Below are 16,864 nucleotides of genomic sequence, written 5' to 3'. Positions count from 1 at the left end.
AATCCCGTGAGTTTGGGGCTGCCTGGATTTCGGCAATTACTTCAGCGCCGCATCCAATTGGTCGAGCGCATCCCCAATCCAAGACACGTAGTCGCTGGCTCCAGCCAAAGTTTCATTCATGGTCACCAAGGGAATGCCCTTCGCTTTGGCTTCGTCTTGGAGCGCCTTCGACACGGGATCTTCCGTTTGGGCATTCACCAAGAGCACATCAACTTTGCCTTGCGTGAGGAGAGCCTTCGTCTCTGCCTGGGTCTTCACGCTCGGGCCGGATTCTGTTTCAGACTGTTCTACATAGGCAGCCGGAGTGATGTCGTGAACTCCAGCATCCTCCAAAAGGTAGTTTGCTAGGGGCTCGGTTGCCAAAGAATGCTTTTCACCACGCTCTTCAATAGCATCTGCTTTTTCTTCCAGGGCATCGAGCTTGGCTTCAAAGGCTTTGGCATTAGTCCGGTAGGCCTTTGCGTTGGTTTTATCGGTCTTACCCAAAGATTCAGCCAGTTTTTCGGCCACATCTGAGACGGTATCCAGGTCGTAGAACACGTGTTCATTCACCGCGCAGTGGTGGTGTCCGGCGTGAGCGTCCTCAGCGTGATCATCATTTTTCTCAGTTGCCTCATTTTCGTGATCGTGCTCATCTGTTTCTCCCGCATGTTCCTCATCGTCGCCGTGTTCGTGGGCATCCTCTTCTGCTGTTTCACAGTCAATACCCGAAATTTCAACCGCGTTCAAAACAGCCGGTTTGGCCTTTGCTGAATCAGCTAACTGAATGGCCCAATCGTCGTAACCGCCACCGTTGACAATCACCACGGAGGCATCATTGACAAGTTGCTTGTCTTTCACGGAAACTTCATAGGAGTGCGGATCTTGATTCGGCTGGTCGATGGAGGTCTTCACTTCCGCGAGATCACCCGTCACAGCCTTGGCGACACTGGCCCAAACATCGGTTGAGGTGTAAACAATGGGCTTGCCAGCATTATCGGCTTCGGCCTTGGCGGCTCCACCGGACGCTCCGCTGTTGGTGGCACATCCGGAGAGGCCCGCTGTTAGGAAAGCGGCACTGACGAGGGCTCCTGCACTCTTGAATTTCATGATTTCCTTTCAGTTTGAGTTTTGAGAACAGAGCAGAAAACTCATTTACTTCTTATTGCGAATCGTTCTCATTATCATCTAAGTGGCACTAAATGTCAAAACGCGCGACAATAGAGAAAATAGAGAGGATGACTGTGAAGGAAACCCAGCCCAGACAACGGAAAACCCGCCAGCTTGATGCGGTTTTACATGCTGTCCGCGGGGAAAAAGATTTTCTCTCCGCGGCTGATGTGTTCACTAAATTGAAAACCGCCGGTGAAACCGTCGGCCTAGCCACGGTCTATCGAAACCTGGCTTCATTAGCCGCCTCCGGCGTGCTTGACCAGCTCCGCTCCCCTGATGGCACCATGATGTATCGCGAATGCGGGGTCGCGCATCACCACCACCATCTAGTTTGTCGAAACTGCGGAAAAACCGAAGAATTCCAGCTCAAGGGGCTGGAGGAAACTTTGGGCGAACTGGCTCGCAAAAATGGCTACTCCGACATTGAGCACGTCGTGGAGCTGACTGGACTGTGCGCAGACTGCGGCGAAGAAAGCCAGCAATAACAAGCCTATTGCCGGATGCGCCCCTGGAGTAGGTCAATCAGTCTATCCAGAACCCGCACATCTTGGCGCAGGCCATTGTGTTCATATTCCGAGGTCACCCACAGTCGGCAATCCGCCATCATCTGGGCGGTTTCGAGCGAAAACTTCAGCGGCACATAGGCATCTTGAAAATATGCCACTGCCGCCACCGGAACTTGCGCCGCAGCCAAGGCTTCCGCGGAATAGAGCCGGTTCCAGACGTGGTCGGCCACCAAATCTGCCGCCTCGCGAAGCCCAGAGAGCTCAGAGTCCTCCAAAAATAGTGAGCGGTGAAGGTGTTCCCCACCGAGCAGGGTCGGATCCTGCTTGACCTCCGCGGGCATGGTTCGTTCCGCGGCCCAGCGAGTTGCCACCCCATCAGCATAGGACGACTCGTGCAAAATCGCATAGACTGGGTTTCGTCCCCCGAAAGGTAAGGCCGCGCCGAGGTCGTGGCGGAAAGCCGCCGAGAGCGGGTCATGGTCGAGCAAATTGTGGAGCCGCTGCATCCCGCCTTGCATCCCAATTGTGATTCCAACCGTGCGCCACCGCTCGGGACTGACCGTATCGCCGTTTGGCAAGGTCAACTTGCCTTCCGCGCAGAGTTCCGCCACTCGGCGCACTTTGTCGCGGTCTTCCGGGAATTCCCGATAGTATTTCTCGGACTTCTCGGTCATTATCTGCCAAGTCTCGGAATAGACGTCTTCAATGGAGTGACCCACCGCGGTAAGACCTCCGGTCAAGATGGCTCCCGCCAGCGCCTCGGGGTGAGAACAGAGATAGTGAACCGAAGTAAAACCTCCGAAAGACTGTCCGAGCAAAGTCCAGCGCTCCACCCCGAGGTAGGCTCGCAAAGCCTCCGCGTCATTGACAATCTCATCGGCCCGCAGGTGAGTCAGGTATTCGGCCTGCGCGGTCGCGTCCAAACCGGCCAAAGCACCGGTGGTCGGATCCGCCGAAACTGGGGTGGACCTCCCCGTTCCGCGTTGGTCGAGCATCACAACTTGGAAATCCTCCAATGCCCGCGGCAGCCAGTTCGGATTCGGGTTCGGGTATAGCGCCGGACGCGGATCCTCGTTCCCGGGACCCCCTTGCAAAAACAACAGGAACGGTTTATTCGCGCCGTCTTCGCCGGTCACGATCCGAGCGAACACTTCGATTTTTCTCCCCTGCGGTTCCGTGTGGTCCAGGGGCACTTCCAAAGTAATCTCGCGAAGTTTCAACGCGGGCAAAAATTTTGTCTCATCCAACATAGTCCTATCCTAACTTGTCAGTTTTCCTACCACTTGTTCCCGAAGTTTCAGGTCTCAGTCCCATCCGTTTAGACTGAGTCGGTGAGATGCAAGTATTTTAGCGCCGGAAAGTGCCGGTCCTGCGATTTGATGGGGATGCCCTATAACGCGCAGCTTCAGGGGAAACTCCGCCACACGAGGCAGGTCCTCTCCCCTTTCGGTAAAGGTCAGCAAATTACCTGGCTGGAACCTTTTAGCTCTCCTCAGACTGCGTTTCGCAATAAGGCAAAAATGATTGTGAGCGGGTCGAAGAAGGATATTCGACTCGGGCTTGCTCCCACTTCGAAGCATCCTCGGGGCGTTGACCTCGAGGATTGCCCGCTTTACCCGGAGTCTATCCGCGCCGCTTTCGCGCCTCTTCGGGATTACCTGACACGCCTCGGCGTCCGTCCCTACCAAATCGAGGCCGATAAAGGGGAAGTCAAAAACGTCCAGATTACTTCCAATCCGGAAGGTGAGCTCATGATTCGCCTCGTGTTGCGCTCCAAGGCGGCGCTGAATCGGGTGAAAAACACTTGGGCGGAGCTCCGAGAGGTACTTCCCCATTTAGAGGTTTTTTCGGTCAACATTCAGCCGGAACATGCCGCGCTTCTCGCCGGTCAGGAGGAGATTCTCCTGAGCGATGAGCGCTTTTTGAAGATGCCCGGGGTTGGCGCTGAGCTAAGACTAGCCCCGAACGCCTTTTTCCAAACCAATACGGCTGCCGCCTTGACTATGTACCAGCAAGCCGCTACCTGGGCGGGGACGATCCAGCCCCAAACCGCCTGGGATCTCTATTGTGGAGTGGGCGGGTTCGCTTTCGCGGTTGGCTCCGCAACAGAGGCGAAGGTAACTGGAGTGGAGATGGCCGGGGCTGCGATTGAGGGCGCGAAGGCGTCAGCAAGCGAGTCCGGTGGGGAGGCGCATTCTGCAAAGGATGTGCCGGAAAATGGGCAAACCCTTGTTGAATCCACACCCCACTTCATCACCGCCGACGCTACCAAATGGATAAAGAACCAAAAACATCTCGAAACCCCAGACCTTGTCGTCGTGAATCCGCCGCGGCGTGGGCTCGGCTCGGAACTCGCCAAGTGGATGGAGAAATCCGGAATTCCCCACGTAATCTATTCTTCCTGTTACCAGCCCACCCTCGTCTCGGATCTCCAACGGATGCGTTCCTACCGACTCAAGGATGCTAGACTTATCGACATGTTCCCCCACACGCGACACGTTGAGACGGTAGTATTGATGTCAAAGGTCAAAGGGAAATAGGCGCGAAAGCCCAGTAATACTGCGGTTTTCGGGCAATCGGGCAAATTTGGCATCGGACAGACAAAACGCTTCTCGGTAACTTATCCAAGGGCAATCCGGCTCAAAAAGTGTGAGAGTTGAGTTGCCACGATAGATGTCACTATGTTGAGTTGCCGAGTTAGATGTTGGGGAGTTGTGGCTGTGAGATAGATGTCAGTGCGATGGTTGGAAATGAAATGTCCAGCAATTCGCTGTTTATGGTAAAGACAATTTGGTGGAGATTCGCTATGCTTTTCTCAGGAGGTGGGTCATATGGATCTTATGAAAACAGGTAAATTTATAGCGGATCTTCGAAAAGAGAAAGGTCTGACGCAAGAGCAACTCGGAGAAAAAATCGGAGTCACTAATAAAACAGTCTCCCGATGGGAAACAGGAGTATATCTGCCACCTGCAGATGTGATGCTGGTTTTAGGAGAACTTTTTAGTGTTAGTGTCAATGAAATTCTTAGTGGAAAGAGATTAACCGATGATGAGTACAAGGAGGCCGCAGAGGAGAATCTGACACAGGTTATCAAAGCCAGCAGCTTCTCATTGAAGGATAAAATAGAGTTCTTCAAGAAGAAATGGCTGAAAGAGCACATTGCTATTATGGTATTCATCGGGATTTGTATCATAGCTGTGTTCATAGCCGGTATTTTGATTAATAATGTGATACTTGTTTCGATTACTCCTCTGCTGATTGCCGTTGCACACGCATGGAGAAACAATACCATGATGGCTTATGTTGAACGTAATGCCTATGATGGAATAGGTAACTAACTGACACACCAAAGCTCCCACACTGCCATCATCGGCGGCGGGGAGCGCACTTTACCGGACTCAACCAGCGGTAGAGTTGCAGGAAATCAACCTACGGTTCGTGTAAAAATATGATGATACCGGCTATGCTTGAGTCATGAAAGGAGGTGCCCGATATGGATCAAATCAAAATTGGAAAATTCATAGCATCCTGCAGGAAGGAACAGGGCATGACTCAGGCAGTCCTTGCCGAGCAGCTTGTCCAGTTCACTGGCATCAAAGCCAAGGAGAGATAGGTCAAAGGACTGATCCTGCAGATCAGACAATTCGACCGACAGCATTTCCTCATCCCAGCCTGCGTTGAGCGCCAGCTGATTGTCCGCAAGGATATACGCACGCTTTTGTGCTTCCGTCAGGTTCTCGGCAAAAACGCAGGGCACGGTTTCATATCCTTCCTCGCGGGCAGCCGTAATGCGACCGTGGCCGACGAGGATGTTATAATCTGCGTCAATGACCGCAGGACTCACAAAGCCGAACTCCCTGAGAGAAGCGCGGAGCTGTGCGATCTGTTCTTTACTATGTGTCCGGGCATTCCGGGCATAGGGCACCAGCTTATCAATAGGTACCTGTTCCAATTTCTGTGTGTTCATTTACATATTCCTCCTGCTTCGAAGCAGCTGCTCCATCACGCTGTCCTGCGGGCTGCCCTCAAAGGGCTCGGTGCAGTTTTGCTTCACAATGTCGTAAATCTCATACCAGAGCAGGTTGGCCTGCTTCTGAAAGTTCATCAAAAGCTGTGTGAAAGGGCTCGCAATGGCAGCGCCGGTGGTAGGGTGCTTTCCGAGCATTCCGTATTTGCTGACCGCTTCGGAACACTGGATATACCGGGCAAAGGCCTCAGAGTAGCTTTCGAGCAGGCGCTTGTTTACCAGCCTCTCGCAGCCGCGTTCCTTGAGCCACAGCCATGTTTCCTTATAGATTTCATCTGCGCCGAGGGGCTTGCCGTCCTTCTGCAGAGCAGAGAGGTAATCGTCCGGACTTGGCATATCCATACCTTCCAACTCTACGCCGTCACCGATGTCGTCAACATCGAAGTCGGTCATGTCTTCGGTGAAGTCCGGCAGCTCCATACGCTTTGCAGGTGCGCCTTTCATTATTTTGTCGGCGAGGGCGTCCGGCTTGGAGCCAGCTTTGACACGCCGCCCGCCGCGATAGGTTCCGTCTTTCGCCATGTCGATCACTTCCATTTCTGTGGTGCAGGGTTTAATACCCTGTTTGAATTGCAATTTTTGTGTAAAAGACCCCGCGCCGTTTTCCGGGGAAAAGGGTCGTAGAGATTTTGACCGCCCTACCGGTCGCCTCGCTCGCGGTGAATCTTCTCGTGACACGAACGACAAAGACTCATAAGGTTGGACTCGTCATTCGATCCTCCGTCAGCAAGCGGCACGATGTGGTGGACTTCCTCGACCGCGACGTAGCGTCCTTCCTTTAAGCACTGCTCACAAAGCGGGTGCTTGTGAACGTAGCGGTCACGGATTCGTTTCCATGCTCTGCCGTAGCGTTTGCCGGTAGAGTAGCCGCGCTGAAACTTCTCGTAGTGTTGATCCATGATCTTTGCGTGCTCTTCACAATAAACGCCGTCCGTAAGGTGTGGACATCCGGGATAGCGGCACGGTCGTTGTGGTTTTCTTGGCATAAGCCGTGCCTCCTTTCAGGGCATAAAGAAAGCCCTGCAGGGTGTTCCCGCAAGGCTCGTGTGCTGCGTGTGCAGCTGTTCTTTATTTTGTTTTGCTGATTATATACTATCATAAAGGACGGGTGGACATCTTAGGACAAAGCAGGACATTTCGGGCGCATTTCAAATGATAATCGGATCATCCGGAAGCGTCACATGAAGGAGTGCCTTGCCATGCCAGCGGCGAATGGTACGGGCATCTGCACAGAGCTCCATCCCGATTTGCTCCCACGTATAGTTATGGATGTACCGGTACTTGAGTACCATGCGCTCGTCGGTATCAGGAACTGCCTCAATGACCTCCCGTATCTGTTTCTTGAGGTCTGATAGCATTTCCAGCTCACCGGCGATTTTCTTTTCCAGTGTCCACAGTTTCTCAAGCGTCCGGACAAATGGTGCTTCGGTATTACGTGATGTCTGCACGCGGTCTTTATCATATTGGATAGCCGACACGCTGCCTGCCATCTCACGCAGGTTTTGTGCTTCTATCGTGTCGGACTTGATTCTCTGATCAAGGCGGTAGGCCTGATGGAGATATTCTTTTACTGTCATAAGGACTTCGCCTCCTCTCGTAGTTTTTGTATGAGATACTCGCCGTCTACACTCGTTAAGGCCTTGTACCAGCCGGAGCGGAAGAACCGTTCACACTCCATTGCATCCGACATGGCGGCTTGATTACCGGGTTTCTTTTTCAGGCGCTTCAGGGCGTCCCGGTAATCCTTCACTGCCTGCAGCACGATGGCATTGGCGAGATTTTCATAAGGATCGGTCATCACACCACCTCAAGGTCAGCCTTGACCGCGTCAATCAGTGCGGTCTGCGTCATTTCTTTCTTGGATAGCGCCTTTACGATCCTTTCGTCGATGGTGCCCTTGGTAATAATGTGCTGGATCACCACAGTGCCGGATTCTTGACCTTGCCGCCAGAGACGGGCGTTGGTCTGCTGATATAATTCCAGAGACCATGTAAGGCCGAACCACACAAGGGTGGAGCCTCCGGCCTGAAGGTTCAAACCGTGACCGGCAGAGGCCGGATGGATGACTGCTACAGGAATCTTTCCCGCATTCCAGTCAGCAATATCGCGGCTGGTCTTGATCTCCCGAACATTGAAGCGGTTCTTGATGCGGCTTAGGTCATGTCGGAACCAGTAGGCCACAAGAAGCGGTTTTTCATTGGCGGCCTCGATAATATCCTCCAAAGCGTCCAGCTTCCTATCGTGGAACTCGATGACCTCACCGGTATCGGCATAAATGGCGCCGTTTGCGAGCTGTGAGAGCTTGCCCGTAAGCGATGCGGCATTGGCAGCAGTCACCTCACCATCAGGGAGCTGCAATATGAGCTCCTGTTTCAAATCCTCATAACGGCTGCGCTCAGAGTCGGAAAGCTGCACTTCATATTCTGTTGAAACCAGCTCCGGCATCTTCAGATGGTCGGTAGATTTCATGGAAATCGTGATATCCGAGATCCTCCGATAGATGGCATCCTCCGCATAGGGCAACGGCTTATAGGAGTAGATGATCTCGCCGTTTCTCTTGTCCGGCATGAAGTAATTTGTCCGGTACTGTGTGATAAAGCGTCCGAGGCGCTCGCCCATATCCAGCACTTTAAACTCTGCCCACAGATCCATGAGACCGTTGGAGGAAGGAGTGCCTGTGAGCCCGATAATCCGGTGAATCCGTGGCCGTACCTTCATCAGCGACTTAAAGCGCTTGGATTTGTGATTTTTGAAGGATGACAGCTCATCGATAATCACCATATCGAAGTCAAAGGGAGAGCCGGACTCGTCAATGAGCCACTGCAGGTTTTCACGGTTGATGATCGTGATATCCGCTTGCTGCATGAGGGCGGCTTTTCGCTCCTTCGGTGTCCCGACTGCGACCGCATAGGTAAGACCTCTTAGGTGCTCCCATTTCTGGATTTCTGCTGGCCATGTATCGCGGGCGACTCTTAAGGGAGCTACCACTAACACGCGATGCACTTCGAAGCTGTCAAATAACAGGTCATATACTGCCGTCAGGCTGATGATCGTCTTGCCAAGCCCCATATCTAAAAGGACTGCGGCCACAGGGTGCTTTTCAATATAGCGGATGGCATAGTACTGATAATCATGTGGATTGAAGTTCATCGATCATCCCTCCAATCTGCTCCGGATCGTCAATGACATATACCGCAAAGCCCATCTCCCGCAGCAACCTGTGGCGTGAGAGCTGGAGAGGGCGTGGCTTTTTGCCGGGTGCCTTCAGCTCCGCGAAGCCGATATGGCCGTCAGGGAGTAAGATCAAGCGGTCGGGCATTCCTGCGAAAGACGGACACACCAGCTTAAGGGCAATGCCGCCGTTCTTTTTTACCGCAATAGTTAACTTGTTTTCTATCTGTTTTTCTATCATTGCAAACCTCCGTCAGGCGTTAATTTCAGGGGTTGTGCAAGGTGTATCAATGGTATTTACCGAACTTTTTCTTAGAGCTATTTTTTTAGGCCTAAGAGAGTTTTTATATAAGACCTTGATACACCTTGTCATAGTCCCGGATTAATGCAGAAAATCTTCCTCTGCACCGCTGTCCTCATGAATCTTTAAGCCCTTGAAATAGCGCTTCCGATTCAGTGTCAGCCGCTCGAATCCGGCTTTCTCCAGCGCAAAGTAAAAATCTGCCGTGCTGCGCACATACTCATTGCAGTCCAGCGAGTAGTTGCGGTATGCCTGATAGAGCGCCGAGGAGCTTTCCTTAAAGGACTCATCCACATCGCACTTCTCGTCCAGAAAATGTCCGAACCAGTCGTTCTGGCTGCGATATTCATCGATGGCCTTTGTTACGCAGTCCGGTACCGGAATCTGGTAGTCCAGCGCGATGACTTTTTTGGCACCTTCGATGATCCATGCCAGAATGCTTTCACCGGCATTTTCATACAGGTACTCGCCGTAATTCTTGATGTCGGCCTTGCCCTCGATCTTGGCATTAAACGGGATCACGATAAGCCTGCGCCAGATACCGTCATCGGAAGCGGAGACGCGAGGCAGGTGGTTCGTATACAGCACCAGCGTATGGCAGGGCTTGAAGGAAAACGGGTCTTTATACTTTTTCTCCGCAAACACATCATCCGTAGAGCAGAGCTGCTTGACGGTAGAGTCGTTGAGCCGTGCGCCTTCCTGCATTTCGGCAGCAATCAGCAGGCGTTTGCCCTTGACCTCAGCCATTTCCGGCTTGATGTTCCTGCGGCAGCCGACGGTCAGGGTATCTGCGGATATATTTCCGCTGTAGAGTCCAAGCACGCGGGAGATGGCATTCCAGAAGGTGGATTTGCCGTTGCGTCCATCACCGTATGCGATGATGAGTGCCTCCACAAAAACCTTCCCGATAGCAGCAAGGCCGCAGATCATCTGTACATAGTCGATAAGCTGCTGATCCTTCTGAAAAATCAGATCCAGATTATCCTGCCAGAGCTGCGCTCCCTTACTGCCGGGTGACACGGACGTGATTTTTGTAATAAAGTCATCTGCAGAATGTTCGCGGGCTCCGGCCATACCTTTGCGAAGGTCGTAGGTCGCCTCCGGTGTGCAGAGCAGGAAGCAATCTGCGTCCAAGTCTCTCGGCGAGATTTCCAGCATCGGGTGCGTCTCTTTCAGAGTAGATGTAATGTTCTTGGAGTCGCGTCTACGGACGGCAAAGCTCTGGTAGGCCTTGGCGGCAAGGAACTCCTGATAGGCCTCCATCTGCTCGTCGCTCATCAGCTGTTCAGCTTTGGCCTTGGATGTGTTATCAAGGATTTCCTGCGCTCCGCAATTTTTGAGCTTCTGCAGAGCCTCCATCATATTTCGATTGGCTTCTGCGAGCTGTCTGCGGGTAAGTTCATGAGCGACGGCCTGTGCGCCGGGCTCTGTTTCCTGCCAGTAGTGATCGCTGTATCGAATAAAGTGGGTGGCCGGTGAGTAACGCAGCTCGTTTGCAAAATACTTCGAGAGCACCTCTGCCTGCCCGACGTCGGAAAAGTCCTCCGGCTTATAGCTATTCTCATCGTTATAGACTTCCGGAGGGACATATCCGTCCTCACGGCTGATCTTGGAATAAAAACGCTGGGCGCTGTGCCAGATTGTATTAAGCTCGCTGTTATCCAGAGGCGGCACGCAGGTCGCGGCCTTTTCCAGAAAACTTTGGTAGGCTTTTTCCGTATCACCGTATTTCTTTATGACGATACCGGCAAAGCGGGACATGGTAGCGTTACGGCTTCCTTCCGGGATCACGACGTCTTTCTCGTGGCCGCCGGGCAGGTCTGCATCGAACTCGTCATCATTCAAAAATTCCGTGAGGTTCATGCGACCGGGATAGAGCTCCACATTCGGCTCCTGTGTTCCGAAGAAGAAGCGAGCAGCATCCAGAGCCTTCGTATCAAAATACGGAAATATGGAATTGACCAGCTTCTTCATATCGCTATAGAGGGCAGCATCCGTCACCCGGTCGATGGGAAAGAGCACATGGAACTTTGGCCTTGCCGGTTTGCCGTTTTTCTCGCGCTGATTAAAGCGGCTGTAATGGATGGCGAGGCTTACTCCCGGAAATGCCTCCAGCACATCTGCCGGTGTGATCCAGTCTTTCGGATCTTCTGAATGGTCGTTATCACAGTCCACGGGAAGACAGTCAGCGGAGAGGAAATTGTCGCTGTTGCGGTAGTGATTTTTGTACTCCGCACACACATAGTCGTGACCGACTGCGTCTCTCATGCTGTCCGCGTCCATGACAACGGTTTTATGCGGATAGGAGCAGTTTCCGGGATTGCCGATAAAATCGGCGCTATACAGGGTAAACATCAGTCGTACACCTCCTCCGATTCTTCCTCCAGCACCTTCGTGATAAATTTCAAGGCGCGGATCATGGTTTCCAGTTCGCAGTCGCCGCCAAGGGTAACTTCAAAGCCGCTGCAGCCGAATCTGTCCATAAAAGGCCTGACATGGATATCTGTGCTGGCTTCATCGGAAATGCGGAAATAAGTTCGTCCGCCGTGGCCGGTGTCGCCACCTTTGTAGCCGGTCGTCCCGGCTTCGACCTGCAGGATATTGGCACTTACCACATCGCGGGTGTAGGTTGTGATCTCAGTGCCATCGAAAAGCTCTCTGCGATTTTCTTTAATTTCATACATAGCGTTAGACCTCCTGACATTCTTCTGTGAAATAGCGCAAGTGATAGCCTTTCCACTTGGCGCGTTTGATTTCTGCTTCCATACCGGATGAGATGCGGCTGCCGAATACCCAGACCTCAGCGCACTTGCTCATGAGGGCATTTCCGAAGAAAAGACCAAGCTCACGTTCTTGCGGATTGTCATCATCAAGGAACTGCGGAAATAGCAGATGCGGTGCGATAGGGATATATCCCTTGTCCACGGCATAGAGGCTGTAGCGTCTGGCGTTGGCTACGTTTGTCTCCACATCTCCGGAAAACGGAGAGCAGATGTAGACGATAGGCCGGAAAGCACGAAGGGACTGCTTTTCATTTGCAGCAATCCGGGATAGTGCTTCACCTGCAGTTGGGTCAGGATAGCCTTCGCTGTTGCGATAATCGTTGCTCACTCAAAAGTCCTCCTTTCCGGGCAGACTTAAAGGCGTCCACCTCCAATTTCCACTGGAGATGAACGCCTGATTTGAGCGGACGATTTTTAATCTTTTTTGTAGAAGGGCGTGACATAACCGTCGGCGCGGAGCTTCAGGCCTTTTGCCCACGGCGGAGTCCTGCCCATCTGTTCACAGAGAACGTCAAGAGACATGCGAGGGTCTGCTTCGATGACCAGTTCGTCGTGGATATGCATGACGATGGAGCAGCAGCGAAGCGTCTTCATGGCATAGCAGAGAATATCGCGGGAGGTTGCCTGCACGATATTTTCCACGAATTTCGGCCCGTATGAATCGAGCCGTTCCCATTTTTTCGTGCTGCCGATGCCCTCATAGGTAATACACTCACCTCCGAATTTATTCGTACCGACCTTTGGCTTCACATAGGCGAGGTTCCGTCCGGAGGGCAGCGTAATAAAGAGCATCCCGGAGCGGCAGGAGAAAGTAAGCCCGTAGCTGCTGGTTGTGTGTTTATACTTCACAGCCTCCATGACAGCGCGGTCGACATCCCACCAGAATTTTACGATGTTAGGATTTGTCTGCCGCCATGCATCCACCAGCGGAGGAAGCTCATCTTCGGAGAGTCCCATCTCTATAGCGCCCATTGCCTTTAAGGCACCGACCGAGCCGCCATAGCCGAGCGCGAGTTCCGCAATTTTGCCCTTTTGGCGCAGATGGCCGTTAATGCCATGTTTCTCAACCGGAACATGGAACATCTGACTGGCACTGGCGCAGTAGATGTCACCTCCGGTTTCAAAGACCTTTTGACGCCACGTCTCACCGGCATACCACGCGATGACTCTTGCTTCGATGGCGCTGAAGTCGGAAACATAAAACTGCATACCGTCTTTCGGGATGAATGCTGTCCGGATCAGTTGGGAGAGGGTGTCCGGGACATCCTCATATAAGAGCTTCACGGCATCAAAGTCGCCGGATTTCACAAGTGCGCGTGCGTCAGCCAGATCCGGGAGATGATTTTGCGGGAGGTTTTGTAATTGTATAAGCCTGCCTGCCCAGCGACCGGTACGATTGGCTCCGTAAAATGCAAACATGCCGCGAGCCCTGCCGTCATCACAGACTGCACGCTCCATCGTCTGATATTTCTTGACGGAGGATTTGGCAAGCTGCTGTCGGAGCTCCAGAACGGTTTGAAGTTCTGGCGGAGCGGTTTTGATAAGCTCTGCCACGACTTTCTTCCCAAGGCTGTCAGTTTCGAGCCCGTTGTCGGAGAGCCACTGTTTCATTTGCTGGACGGAGTTTGGATTATCAAGTGCTGTCATATCTTTCATGGCAGCAGTCAGTTCTGACCGGGAGCGGGAGTCCATTTCGATGGCTTCCTTTACCAGATCCATATCGAGCCGGACACCACGGTCGTTGATTTCCTGATCGATGTGGTATTCATCCCAGACCTCCTCTGGTACAGGGAACTTGGCAAGACGATCCTTAATACCGATCTCTGTTTCAACATCGCGGATGTTATATTTTTTGAAGGCCTCCCACTTGTCCGGCGCATGGAAAGGATGGTTCCTTGTGCGACCGCCGTTTGCTTTCGTCGGAGCGCAGGGCACGGAGAAGTATTTGATAAGCTCCTTGCCTTCGGTGAGCTTCTGCTTCTCAAGGCCGAGGACGGCACCGACGCCTTCCAGAGAAAGTGGTAGTCCCATTGTGGCTGCCCAGACCATAGAGCAGCGCCAGCTTTCGGGATTTAAGAAGCGTGCGCATTCGGTCGAGAGAGGGTGTTTATCATGGAAGGGATCAAGGCTTACTCCAAGATCACGGAGATATCGGGATAAGCAGACCCGTTCAAAATTTGCGTTGAAAGCCCATTTGATGACAGTATCATCAGTCAGAGCATCTATAATTTCCTGCGGCAGGCGCTCTCCCTGTGCAAGGTCGATGACCGTCACCTCGGAGCCGTCGGCGCTGTAGCCGAACAGCAGTATCTCAAAATCCGGTGACTCGGCATATTTATATACGCCGCACTTGGATAGGTTCACGTCGCTGTAGGTTTCGATATCAATACTGAGTGTTTGCATAGATTTTCACCTCAATTCAAACAAGCGGCTTAAGATTGCTCCTAAGCCGCCTGCCGGTACTGGATTATTTCAGGGATTCCATACGCTTGATATGGTATTCGTCGTCCTGCGCGGCTTTTTTCTCCTCGCGCTTCTCACGCTTGAAGTCATTGATCACCGTCTGGATGGCGGCCACTGCCCAAGACAGCACTACGATGCAGAAGCATCCGATCAGGATGTTGCAGAGAAGGGATGAAATCATAACTGTGCTTTCCATTGTTTTGCGCTCCTTTCCTTAGTTGAGAAAATCTTCATCGTCGTCAGTAGCAAAGTCGGACTCAGCGCTTGCCTTGCCGCCGAGAGGCTCACCGTCACGGATCTTCTGCAGGTTGTTGAGCCCACAGGCGATTCCCTTGTTGCCGGAAGAGTTGAAAGCATAAAACGTGATGCTGGCTCTGCCGTACACGCCGCTGTACACTTCGGAGCGGGTGAGAATCGGATTAAGGTCTGCGTCCACGATGCCGGGTGCAGAGGTTGCATTGGCGTTGACGAAGTAGGCGTTCTTGTAGGCCTCGTCGTCCGGACGTTCTGCATCGCCATCGCGCAGAGGAGTCTTCAAAACAGAGAGCGCCGGTACGGACTTGCCGTTGCCCTTGAGCTTGGCCTCTCCCTCCTTGTAGGCAGCTTCGATAGCAGCCTGAATCTTGGCGATGGTCTTGGTGTCGGACTTCGGGATGATGAGACTCACGCTGTACTTAGGAGTGCCGCCGTTGATGGACTTCGGCTCCCAGACGTTCGCGTAGCTCCAGCGTGTGTCGACACCGGTGATAACCTTCATGGGATTGCTGATTTTTACATTCTTACTCATTGTCGTTTTCCTCCATAAAATCATTTTTTGCTGTATTCATGGCCGGGCGCTTGTCGCTATCCGGCACAAGTGTGGGTTTGCCCTGTGGCTTTTCGATATAAGCCGTCAGGAGTTCATCAAAGCGGGACTTGCCGAGGAGCTTCTGCATGGCGGTGACGCCGAGCAGCTTTTTCTCATACGGGTCGAAGCCTGCTTTCTCGACCGTTTCAATGACAGCGGCCTCATTGCTGTATCTTCGGTTGGCACGTCCTTCGACGAGCTTGAAGCCAGTCCACTCCTTACCGGAGAGAGCTTGCTGCAGGGCATATTCCTTGATGTCGGATGCCCAGCTGACCAGCTCATCCACTTTGCCGAGGATAACCTCGATCTCGGTGTCCGTGAGCAGTGGCGGGAGCTTGAAATCATGCTGTGCGAGTTTCAGGTTAGCTTCGGCTCTGGCTCGGCACTCGTTCTTGGCCTTGCAGAAGCCGCACCATTCACCACACAGGAAATTCCCATCTCCGGCGAAGGCCAATTCTGCGGTGGGCTTCAATACTTCGTCTGCCCAGCGGTAGAGCGCGTCTTTGCTGATCTCGAACGTGCTGATGTTTTGCCGTCTCGGCTGGTAGATAGTCATGGAAACCTGATCGATGTCGTAGATGCCATCGAAAAGCTCCAAAGCGCCGAGCGCGTAACACTGCATCTGCGGGTTTTCATCTGCTGAGACCAGAACGCCGAGACCGTGTTTGTAATCGATGATCCTGAGTGTGCCGTCTGCAATGATGATGCAGTCGGCTGTTCCGAAGCCCTGTTCTACCCAGCGGGAGAAGTCCACACGCTGCTCGATCAGGACGACCGGGTCGCTGCATGTTTCCTTGGCGGCTTCGACCTGCTCCAGAACGTATTCGGCATAGCCGCTGGCGCAGTCCTCCATCTCTTCGGAATACCATTTGAGGCTTTTGGTCGGGTCTTCTGCGGGAAGTCCAAGAGCGGACTTGATCTTGAATTCGCCAAGCGCATGTGCATCGGTGCCTTCTGCAGCGTAGTCGCTTCCTTTATCCTCATAGGTTTCGCAGAGCCTTGCTGATGGCGGGCAGTGCAGCCACCTATCGGATGAAGATGCGGAGAGGATCGCGTGTGCTTTAGCTGCCATTGCCGATTACCTCCGCGTCCTTCAACAGGGCTTCATAATTTGCCGGGTCTACGGCTGAGAGCTTTGCGGCACCGTACTTCTGGAGCAGGGTGCGAACCTCTGCGGTATGACCGGCACGGGACTTCTCGGCAAGGACGGCTCTTACATCCTCCAGCTTGATCTCTGGCTTGGGTTTCTCCTTCTTAGCAGCACATTTTAAATTCTGCTGCTTTGAATCGTTTTCGCCGGAAAAATGCTGGTAGAGCCAGTCGGCTGCGGCATTAATAGAAGCAGCAGCGGTGCGGAGCTCTTCGATGGTTTGTGCCATTTCTGCCATCTTTGACATGTTCTTTTCCTCCTTCCTCGGATTGGCTTGCGGCAAGTACCCGGAGGTTTCTTGCCAGTCTGGCGGATACGTGACTGATGGAATTCAGGAGTTTTATCTCCTCGTTCACGTTGCCGCCGGTGTCTGCATAACTGCGGTACATCATGTTCACCTCGCTTTCTGAAGGCTTTGTTCTCTGTCCTTCACCTTCCACTGGAGATGAACTTTCGATTTGAGC

Annotated in this window: 21 protein-coding genes; 4 read left to right on the top strand and 17 right to left on the bottom strand. The window is 52.8% G+C overall.

Annotated features, from left to right (window positions below; translation table 11 throughout):
* Positions 1 to 36: 36 nt before the first annotated feature.
* The gene (locus FYJ63_RS06135; protein ID WP_154544813.1) at positions 37 to 1,089 is read right to left on the bottom strand and encodes a metal ABC transporter solute-binding protein, Zn/Mn family; all 1,053 of its coding nucleotides are present in this window, start codon (positions 1,087 to 1,089) and stop codon (positions 37 to 39) included.
* Positions 1,090 to 1,217: 128 nt separating this feature from the next.
* Here FYJ63_RS06135 and FYJ63_RS06130 point away from each other — a divergent pair, with 128 nt between their 5' ends.
* Positions 1,218 to 1,637 carry a Fur family transcriptional regulator gene (locus tag FYJ63_RS06130; protein WP_154544811.1) on the top strand — a complete coding sequence of 140 codons (420 nt, stop codon included), beginning with the start codon at positions 1,218 to 1,220 and terminating at the stop codon, positions 1,635 to 1,637.
* A 5-nt stretch (positions 1,638 to 1,642) separates the two neighbouring features.
* On the opposite strand, the gene FYJ63_RS06125 is transcribed toward FYJ63_RS06130, so the two are convergent.
* On the bottom strand, positions 1,643 to 2,908 hold the full coding sequence (locus tag FYJ63_RS06125; RefSeq protein WP_154544809.1) for an alpha/beta fold hydrolase: 1,266 nt from the start codon (positions 2,906 to 2,908) through the stop codon (positions 1,643 to 1,645).
* A gap of 129 nt (positions 2,909 to 3,037) precedes the next feature.
* Here FYJ63_RS06125 and FYJ63_RS06120 point away from each other — a divergent pair, with 129 nt between their 5' ends.
* The gene (locus FYJ63_RS06120; protein WP_154544902.1) at positions 3,038 to 4,198 is read left to right on the top strand and encodes a class I SAM-dependent methyltransferase; all 1,161 of its coding nucleotides are present in this window, start codon (positions 3,038 to 3,040) and stop codon (positions 4,196 to 4,198) included.
* 291 nt (positions 4,199 to 4,489) lie between these two features.
* Complete coding sequence (locus tag FYJ63_RS06115; RefSeq protein ID WP_154544807.1) at positions 4,490 to 4,996, top strand: helix-turn-helix domain-containing protein; 507 nt, start codon at positions 4,490 to 4,492, stop codon at positions 4,994 to 4,996.
* A 134-nt stretch (positions 4,997 to 5,130) separates the two neighbouring features.
* Here FYJ63_RS06115 and FYJ63_RS06105 read toward each other — a convergent pair whose 3' ends face one another.
* From FYJ63_RS06105 to FYJ63_RS06035, 15 genes are all read right to left on the bottom strand, one after another.
* Positions 5,131 to 5,625 (bottom strand): ParB/Srx family N-terminal domain-containing protein, encoded by a 495-nt coding sequence (locus FYJ63_RS06105; protein ID WP_229770016.1) that lies wholly within the window; start codon positions 5,623 to 5,625, stop codon positions 5,131 to 5,133.
* Positions 5,626 to 6,207, bottom strand: a complete 582-nt coding sequence (locus FYJ63_RS06100; protein WP_009242861.1) for a P27 family phage terminase small subunit — start codon at positions 6,205 to 6,207, stop codon at positions 5,626 to 5,628.
* A 116-nt stretch (positions 6,208 to 6,323) separates the two neighbouring features.
* A complete protein-coding gene (locus FYJ63_RS06095) occupies positions 6,324 to 6,671 on the bottom strand; it encodes an HNH endonuclease (RefSeq protein ID WP_118475213.1) in 348 nt (115 codons plus the stop codon).
* Between the two features lie 162 nt (positions 6,672 to 6,833).
* Positions 6,834 to 7,262 carry an RNA polymerase sigma factor sigma-70 region 4 domain-containing protein gene (locus FYJ63_RS06090; protein ID WP_154544805.1) on the bottom strand — a complete coding sequence of 143 codons (429 nt, stop codon included), beginning with the start codon at positions 7,260 to 7,262 and terminating at the stop codon, positions 6,834 to 6,836.
* Positions 7,259 to 7,483 carry a hypothetical protein gene (locus tag FYJ63_RS06085; RefSeq protein ID WP_009242858.1) on the bottom strand — a complete coding sequence of 75 codons (225 nt, stop codon included), beginning with the start codon at positions 7,481 to 7,483 and terminating at the stop codon, positions 7,259 to 7,261. The genes FYJ63_RS06090 and FYJ63_RS06085 overlap by 4 nt, the downstream gene beginning before the upstream one ends.
* A complete protein-coding gene (locus tag FYJ63_RS06080; protein WP_154544803.1) occupies positions 7,483 to 8,835 on the bottom strand; it encodes a DEAD/DEAH box helicase in 1,353 nt (450 codons plus the stop codon). Before FYJ63_RS06080 ends, FYJ63_RS06085 begins: the two co-directional genes overlap by 1 nt.
* Positions 8,816 to 9,097 carry a VRR-NUC domain-containing protein gene (locus tag FYJ63_RS06075; RefSeq protein WP_154544801.1) on the bottom strand — a complete coding sequence of 94 codons (282 nt, stop codon included), beginning with the start codon at positions 9,095 to 9,097 and terminating at the stop codon, positions 8,816 to 8,818. Before FYJ63_RS06075 ends, FYJ63_RS06080 begins: the two co-directional genes overlap by 20 nt.
* 141 nt (positions 9,098 to 9,238) lie before the next feature.
* Complete coding sequence (locus FYJ63_RS06070; RefSeq protein ID WP_154544799.1) at positions 9,239 to 11,512, bottom strand: phage/plasmid primase, P4 family; 2,274 nt, start codon at positions 11,510 to 11,512, stop codon at positions 9,239 to 9,241.
* On the bottom strand, positions 11,512 to 11,841 hold the full coding sequence (locus FYJ63_RS06065; RefSeq protein ID WP_154544797.1) for a hypothetical protein: 330 nt from the start codon (positions 11,839 to 11,841) through the stop codon (positions 11,512 to 11,514). Before FYJ63_RS06065 ends, FYJ63_RS06070 begins: the two co-directional genes overlap by 1 nt.
* A 4-nt stretch (positions 11,842 to 11,845) precedes the next feature.
* A complete protein-coding gene (locus tag FYJ63_RS06060) occupies positions 11,846 to 12,268 on the bottom strand; it encodes a DUF7768 domain-containing protein (RefSeq protein WP_229770015.1) in 423 nt (140 codons plus the stop codon).
* A gap of 86 nt (positions 12,269 to 12,354) precedes the next feature.
* A complete protein-coding gene (locus tag FYJ63_RS06055) occupies positions 12,355 to 14,343 on the bottom strand; it encodes a DNA polymerase (protein ID WP_154544795.1) in 1,989 nt (662 codons plus the stop codon).
* Positions 14,344 to 14,407: 64 nt separating this feature from the next.
* Complete coding sequence (locus FYJ63_RS06050; protein WP_154544793.1) at positions 14,408 to 14,599, bottom strand: hypothetical protein; 192 nt, start codon at positions 14,597 to 14,599, stop codon at positions 14,408 to 14,410.
* A gap of 18 nt (positions 14,600 to 14,617) precedes the next feature.
* Positions 14,618 to 15,190, bottom strand: coding sequence for a DUF2815 family protein (locus FYJ63_RS06045; RefSeq protein WP_138337770.1), 573 nt, complete (start codon positions 15,188 to 15,190; stop codon positions 14,618 to 14,620).
* Positions 15,183 to 16,322: a DUF2800 domain-containing protein gene (locus FYJ63_RS06040; protein WP_075714382.1), complete on the bottom strand. Its 1,140-nt coding sequence runs from the start codon at positions 16,320 to 16,322 to the stop codon at positions 15,183 to 15,185. Before FYJ63_RS06040 ends, FYJ63_RS06045 begins: the two co-directional genes overlap by 8 nt.
* Positions 16,312 to 16,629 carry a hypothetical protein gene (locus FYJ63_RS06035; protein WP_229770014.1) on the bottom strand — a complete coding sequence of 106 codons (318 nt, stop codon included), beginning with the start codon at positions 16,627 to 16,629 and terminating at the stop codon, positions 16,312 to 16,314. Before FYJ63_RS06035 ends, FYJ63_RS06040 begins: the two co-directional genes overlap by 11 nt.
* Here FYJ63_RS06035 and FYJ63_RS11020 point away from each other — a divergent pair.
* Positions 16,616 to 16,810, top strand: coding sequence for a hypothetical protein (locus tag FYJ63_RS11020; RefSeq protein ID WP_195839355.1), 195 nt, complete (start codon positions 16,616 to 16,618; stop codon positions 16,808 to 16,810). The two genes, FYJ63_RS06035 and FYJ63_RS11020, sit on opposite strands and share 14 nt — an antisense overlap.
* Positions 16,811 to 16,864: the final 54 nt, after the last annotated feature.

The sequence above is a fragment of the Mobiluncus porci genome (genome assembly GCF_009695935.1).
GTDB classification, from domain to species: domain Bacteria; phylum Actinomycetota; class Actinomycetes; order Actinomycetales; family Actinomycetaceae; genus Mobiluncus; species Mobiluncus porci.
Note: the sequence above shows the minus strand (reverse complement) of the source record. Positions and strands in the feature narration are given on the sequence as shown.

Bases quoted from the DNA above. Each gene is read 5' to 3' on its own strand.
- FYJ63_RS06135 (WP_154544813.1), bottom strand. From the start codon at position 1,089: ATGAAATTCAAGAGTGCAGGAGCCCTCGTCAGTGCCGCTTTCCTAACA.
- FYJ63_RS06130 (WP_154544811.1), top strand. From the start codon at position 1,218: ATGACTGTGAAGGAAACCCAGCCCAGACAACGGAAAACCCGCCAGCTT.
- FYJ63_RS06125 (WP_154544809.1), bottom strand. From the start codon at position 2,908: ATGTTGGATGAGACAAAATTTTTGCCCGCGTTGAAACTTCGCGAGATT.
- FYJ63_RS06120 (WP_154544902.1), top strand. From the start codon at position 3,038: ATGGGGATGCCCTATAACGCGCAGCTTCAGGGGAAACTCCGCCACACG.
- FYJ63_RS06115 (WP_154544807.1), top strand. From the start codon at position 4,490: ATGGATCTTATGAAAACAGGTAAATTTATAGCGGATCTTCGAAAAGAG.
- FYJ63_RS06105 (WP_229770016.1), bottom strand. From the start codon at position 5,625: ATGAACACACAGAAATTGGAACAGGTACCTATTGATAAGCTGGTGCCC.
- FYJ63_RS06100 (WP_009242861.1), bottom strand. From the start codon at position 6,207: ATGGCGAAAGACGGAACCTATCGCGGCGGGCGGCGTGTCAAAGCTGGC.
- FYJ63_RS06095 (WP_118475213.1), bottom strand. From the start codon at position 6,671: ATGCCAAGAAAACCACAACGACCGTGCCGCTATCCCGGATGTCCACAC.
- FYJ63_RS06090 (WP_154544805.1), bottom strand. From the start codon at position 7,262: ATGACAGTAAAAGAATATCTCCATCAGGCCTACCGCCTTGATCAGAGA.
- FYJ63_RS06085 (WP_009242858.1), bottom strand. From the start codon at position 7,483: ATGACCGATCCTTATGAAAATCTCGCCAATGCCATCGTGCTGCAGGCA.
- FYJ63_RS06080 (WP_154544803.1), bottom strand. From the start codon at position 8,835: ATGAACTTCAATCCACATGATTATCAGTACTATGCCATCCGCTATATT.
- FYJ63_RS06075 (WP_154544801.1), bottom strand. From the start codon at position 9,097: ATGATAGAAAAACAGATAGAAAACAAGTTAACTATTGCGGTAAAAAAG.
- FYJ63_RS06070 (WP_154544799.1), bottom strand. From the start codon at position 11,512: ATGTTTACCCTGTATAGCGCCGATTTTATCGGCAATCCCGGAAACTGC.
- FYJ63_RS06065 (WP_154544797.1), bottom strand. From the start codon at position 11,841: ATGTATGAAATTAAAGAAAATCGCAGAGAGCTTTTCGATGGCACTGAG.
- FYJ63_RS06055 (WP_154544795.1), bottom strand. From the start codon at position 14,343: ATGCAAACACTCAGTATTGATATCGAAACCTACAGCGACGTGAACCTA.
- FYJ63_RS06050 (WP_154544793.1), bottom strand. From the start codon at position 14,599: ATGGAAAGCACAGTTATGATTTCATCCCTTCTCTGCAACATCCTGATC.
- FYJ63_RS06045 (WP_138337770.1), bottom strand. From the start codon at position 15,190: ATGAGTAAGAATGTAAAAATCAGCAATCCCATGAAGGTTATCACCGGT.
- FYJ63_RS06040 (WP_075714382.1), bottom strand. From the start codon at position 16,322: ATGGCAGCTAAAGCACACGCGATCCTCTCCGCATCTTCATCCGATAGG.
- FYJ63_RS11020 (WP_195839355.1), top strand. From the start codon at position 16,616: ATGGTTTGTGCCATTTCTGCCATCTTTGACATGTTCTTTTCCTCCTTC.
- FYJ63_RS06035 (WP_229770014.1), bottom strand. From the start codon at position 16,629: ATGGCACAAACCATCGAAGAGCTCCGCACCGCTGCTGCTTCTATTAAT.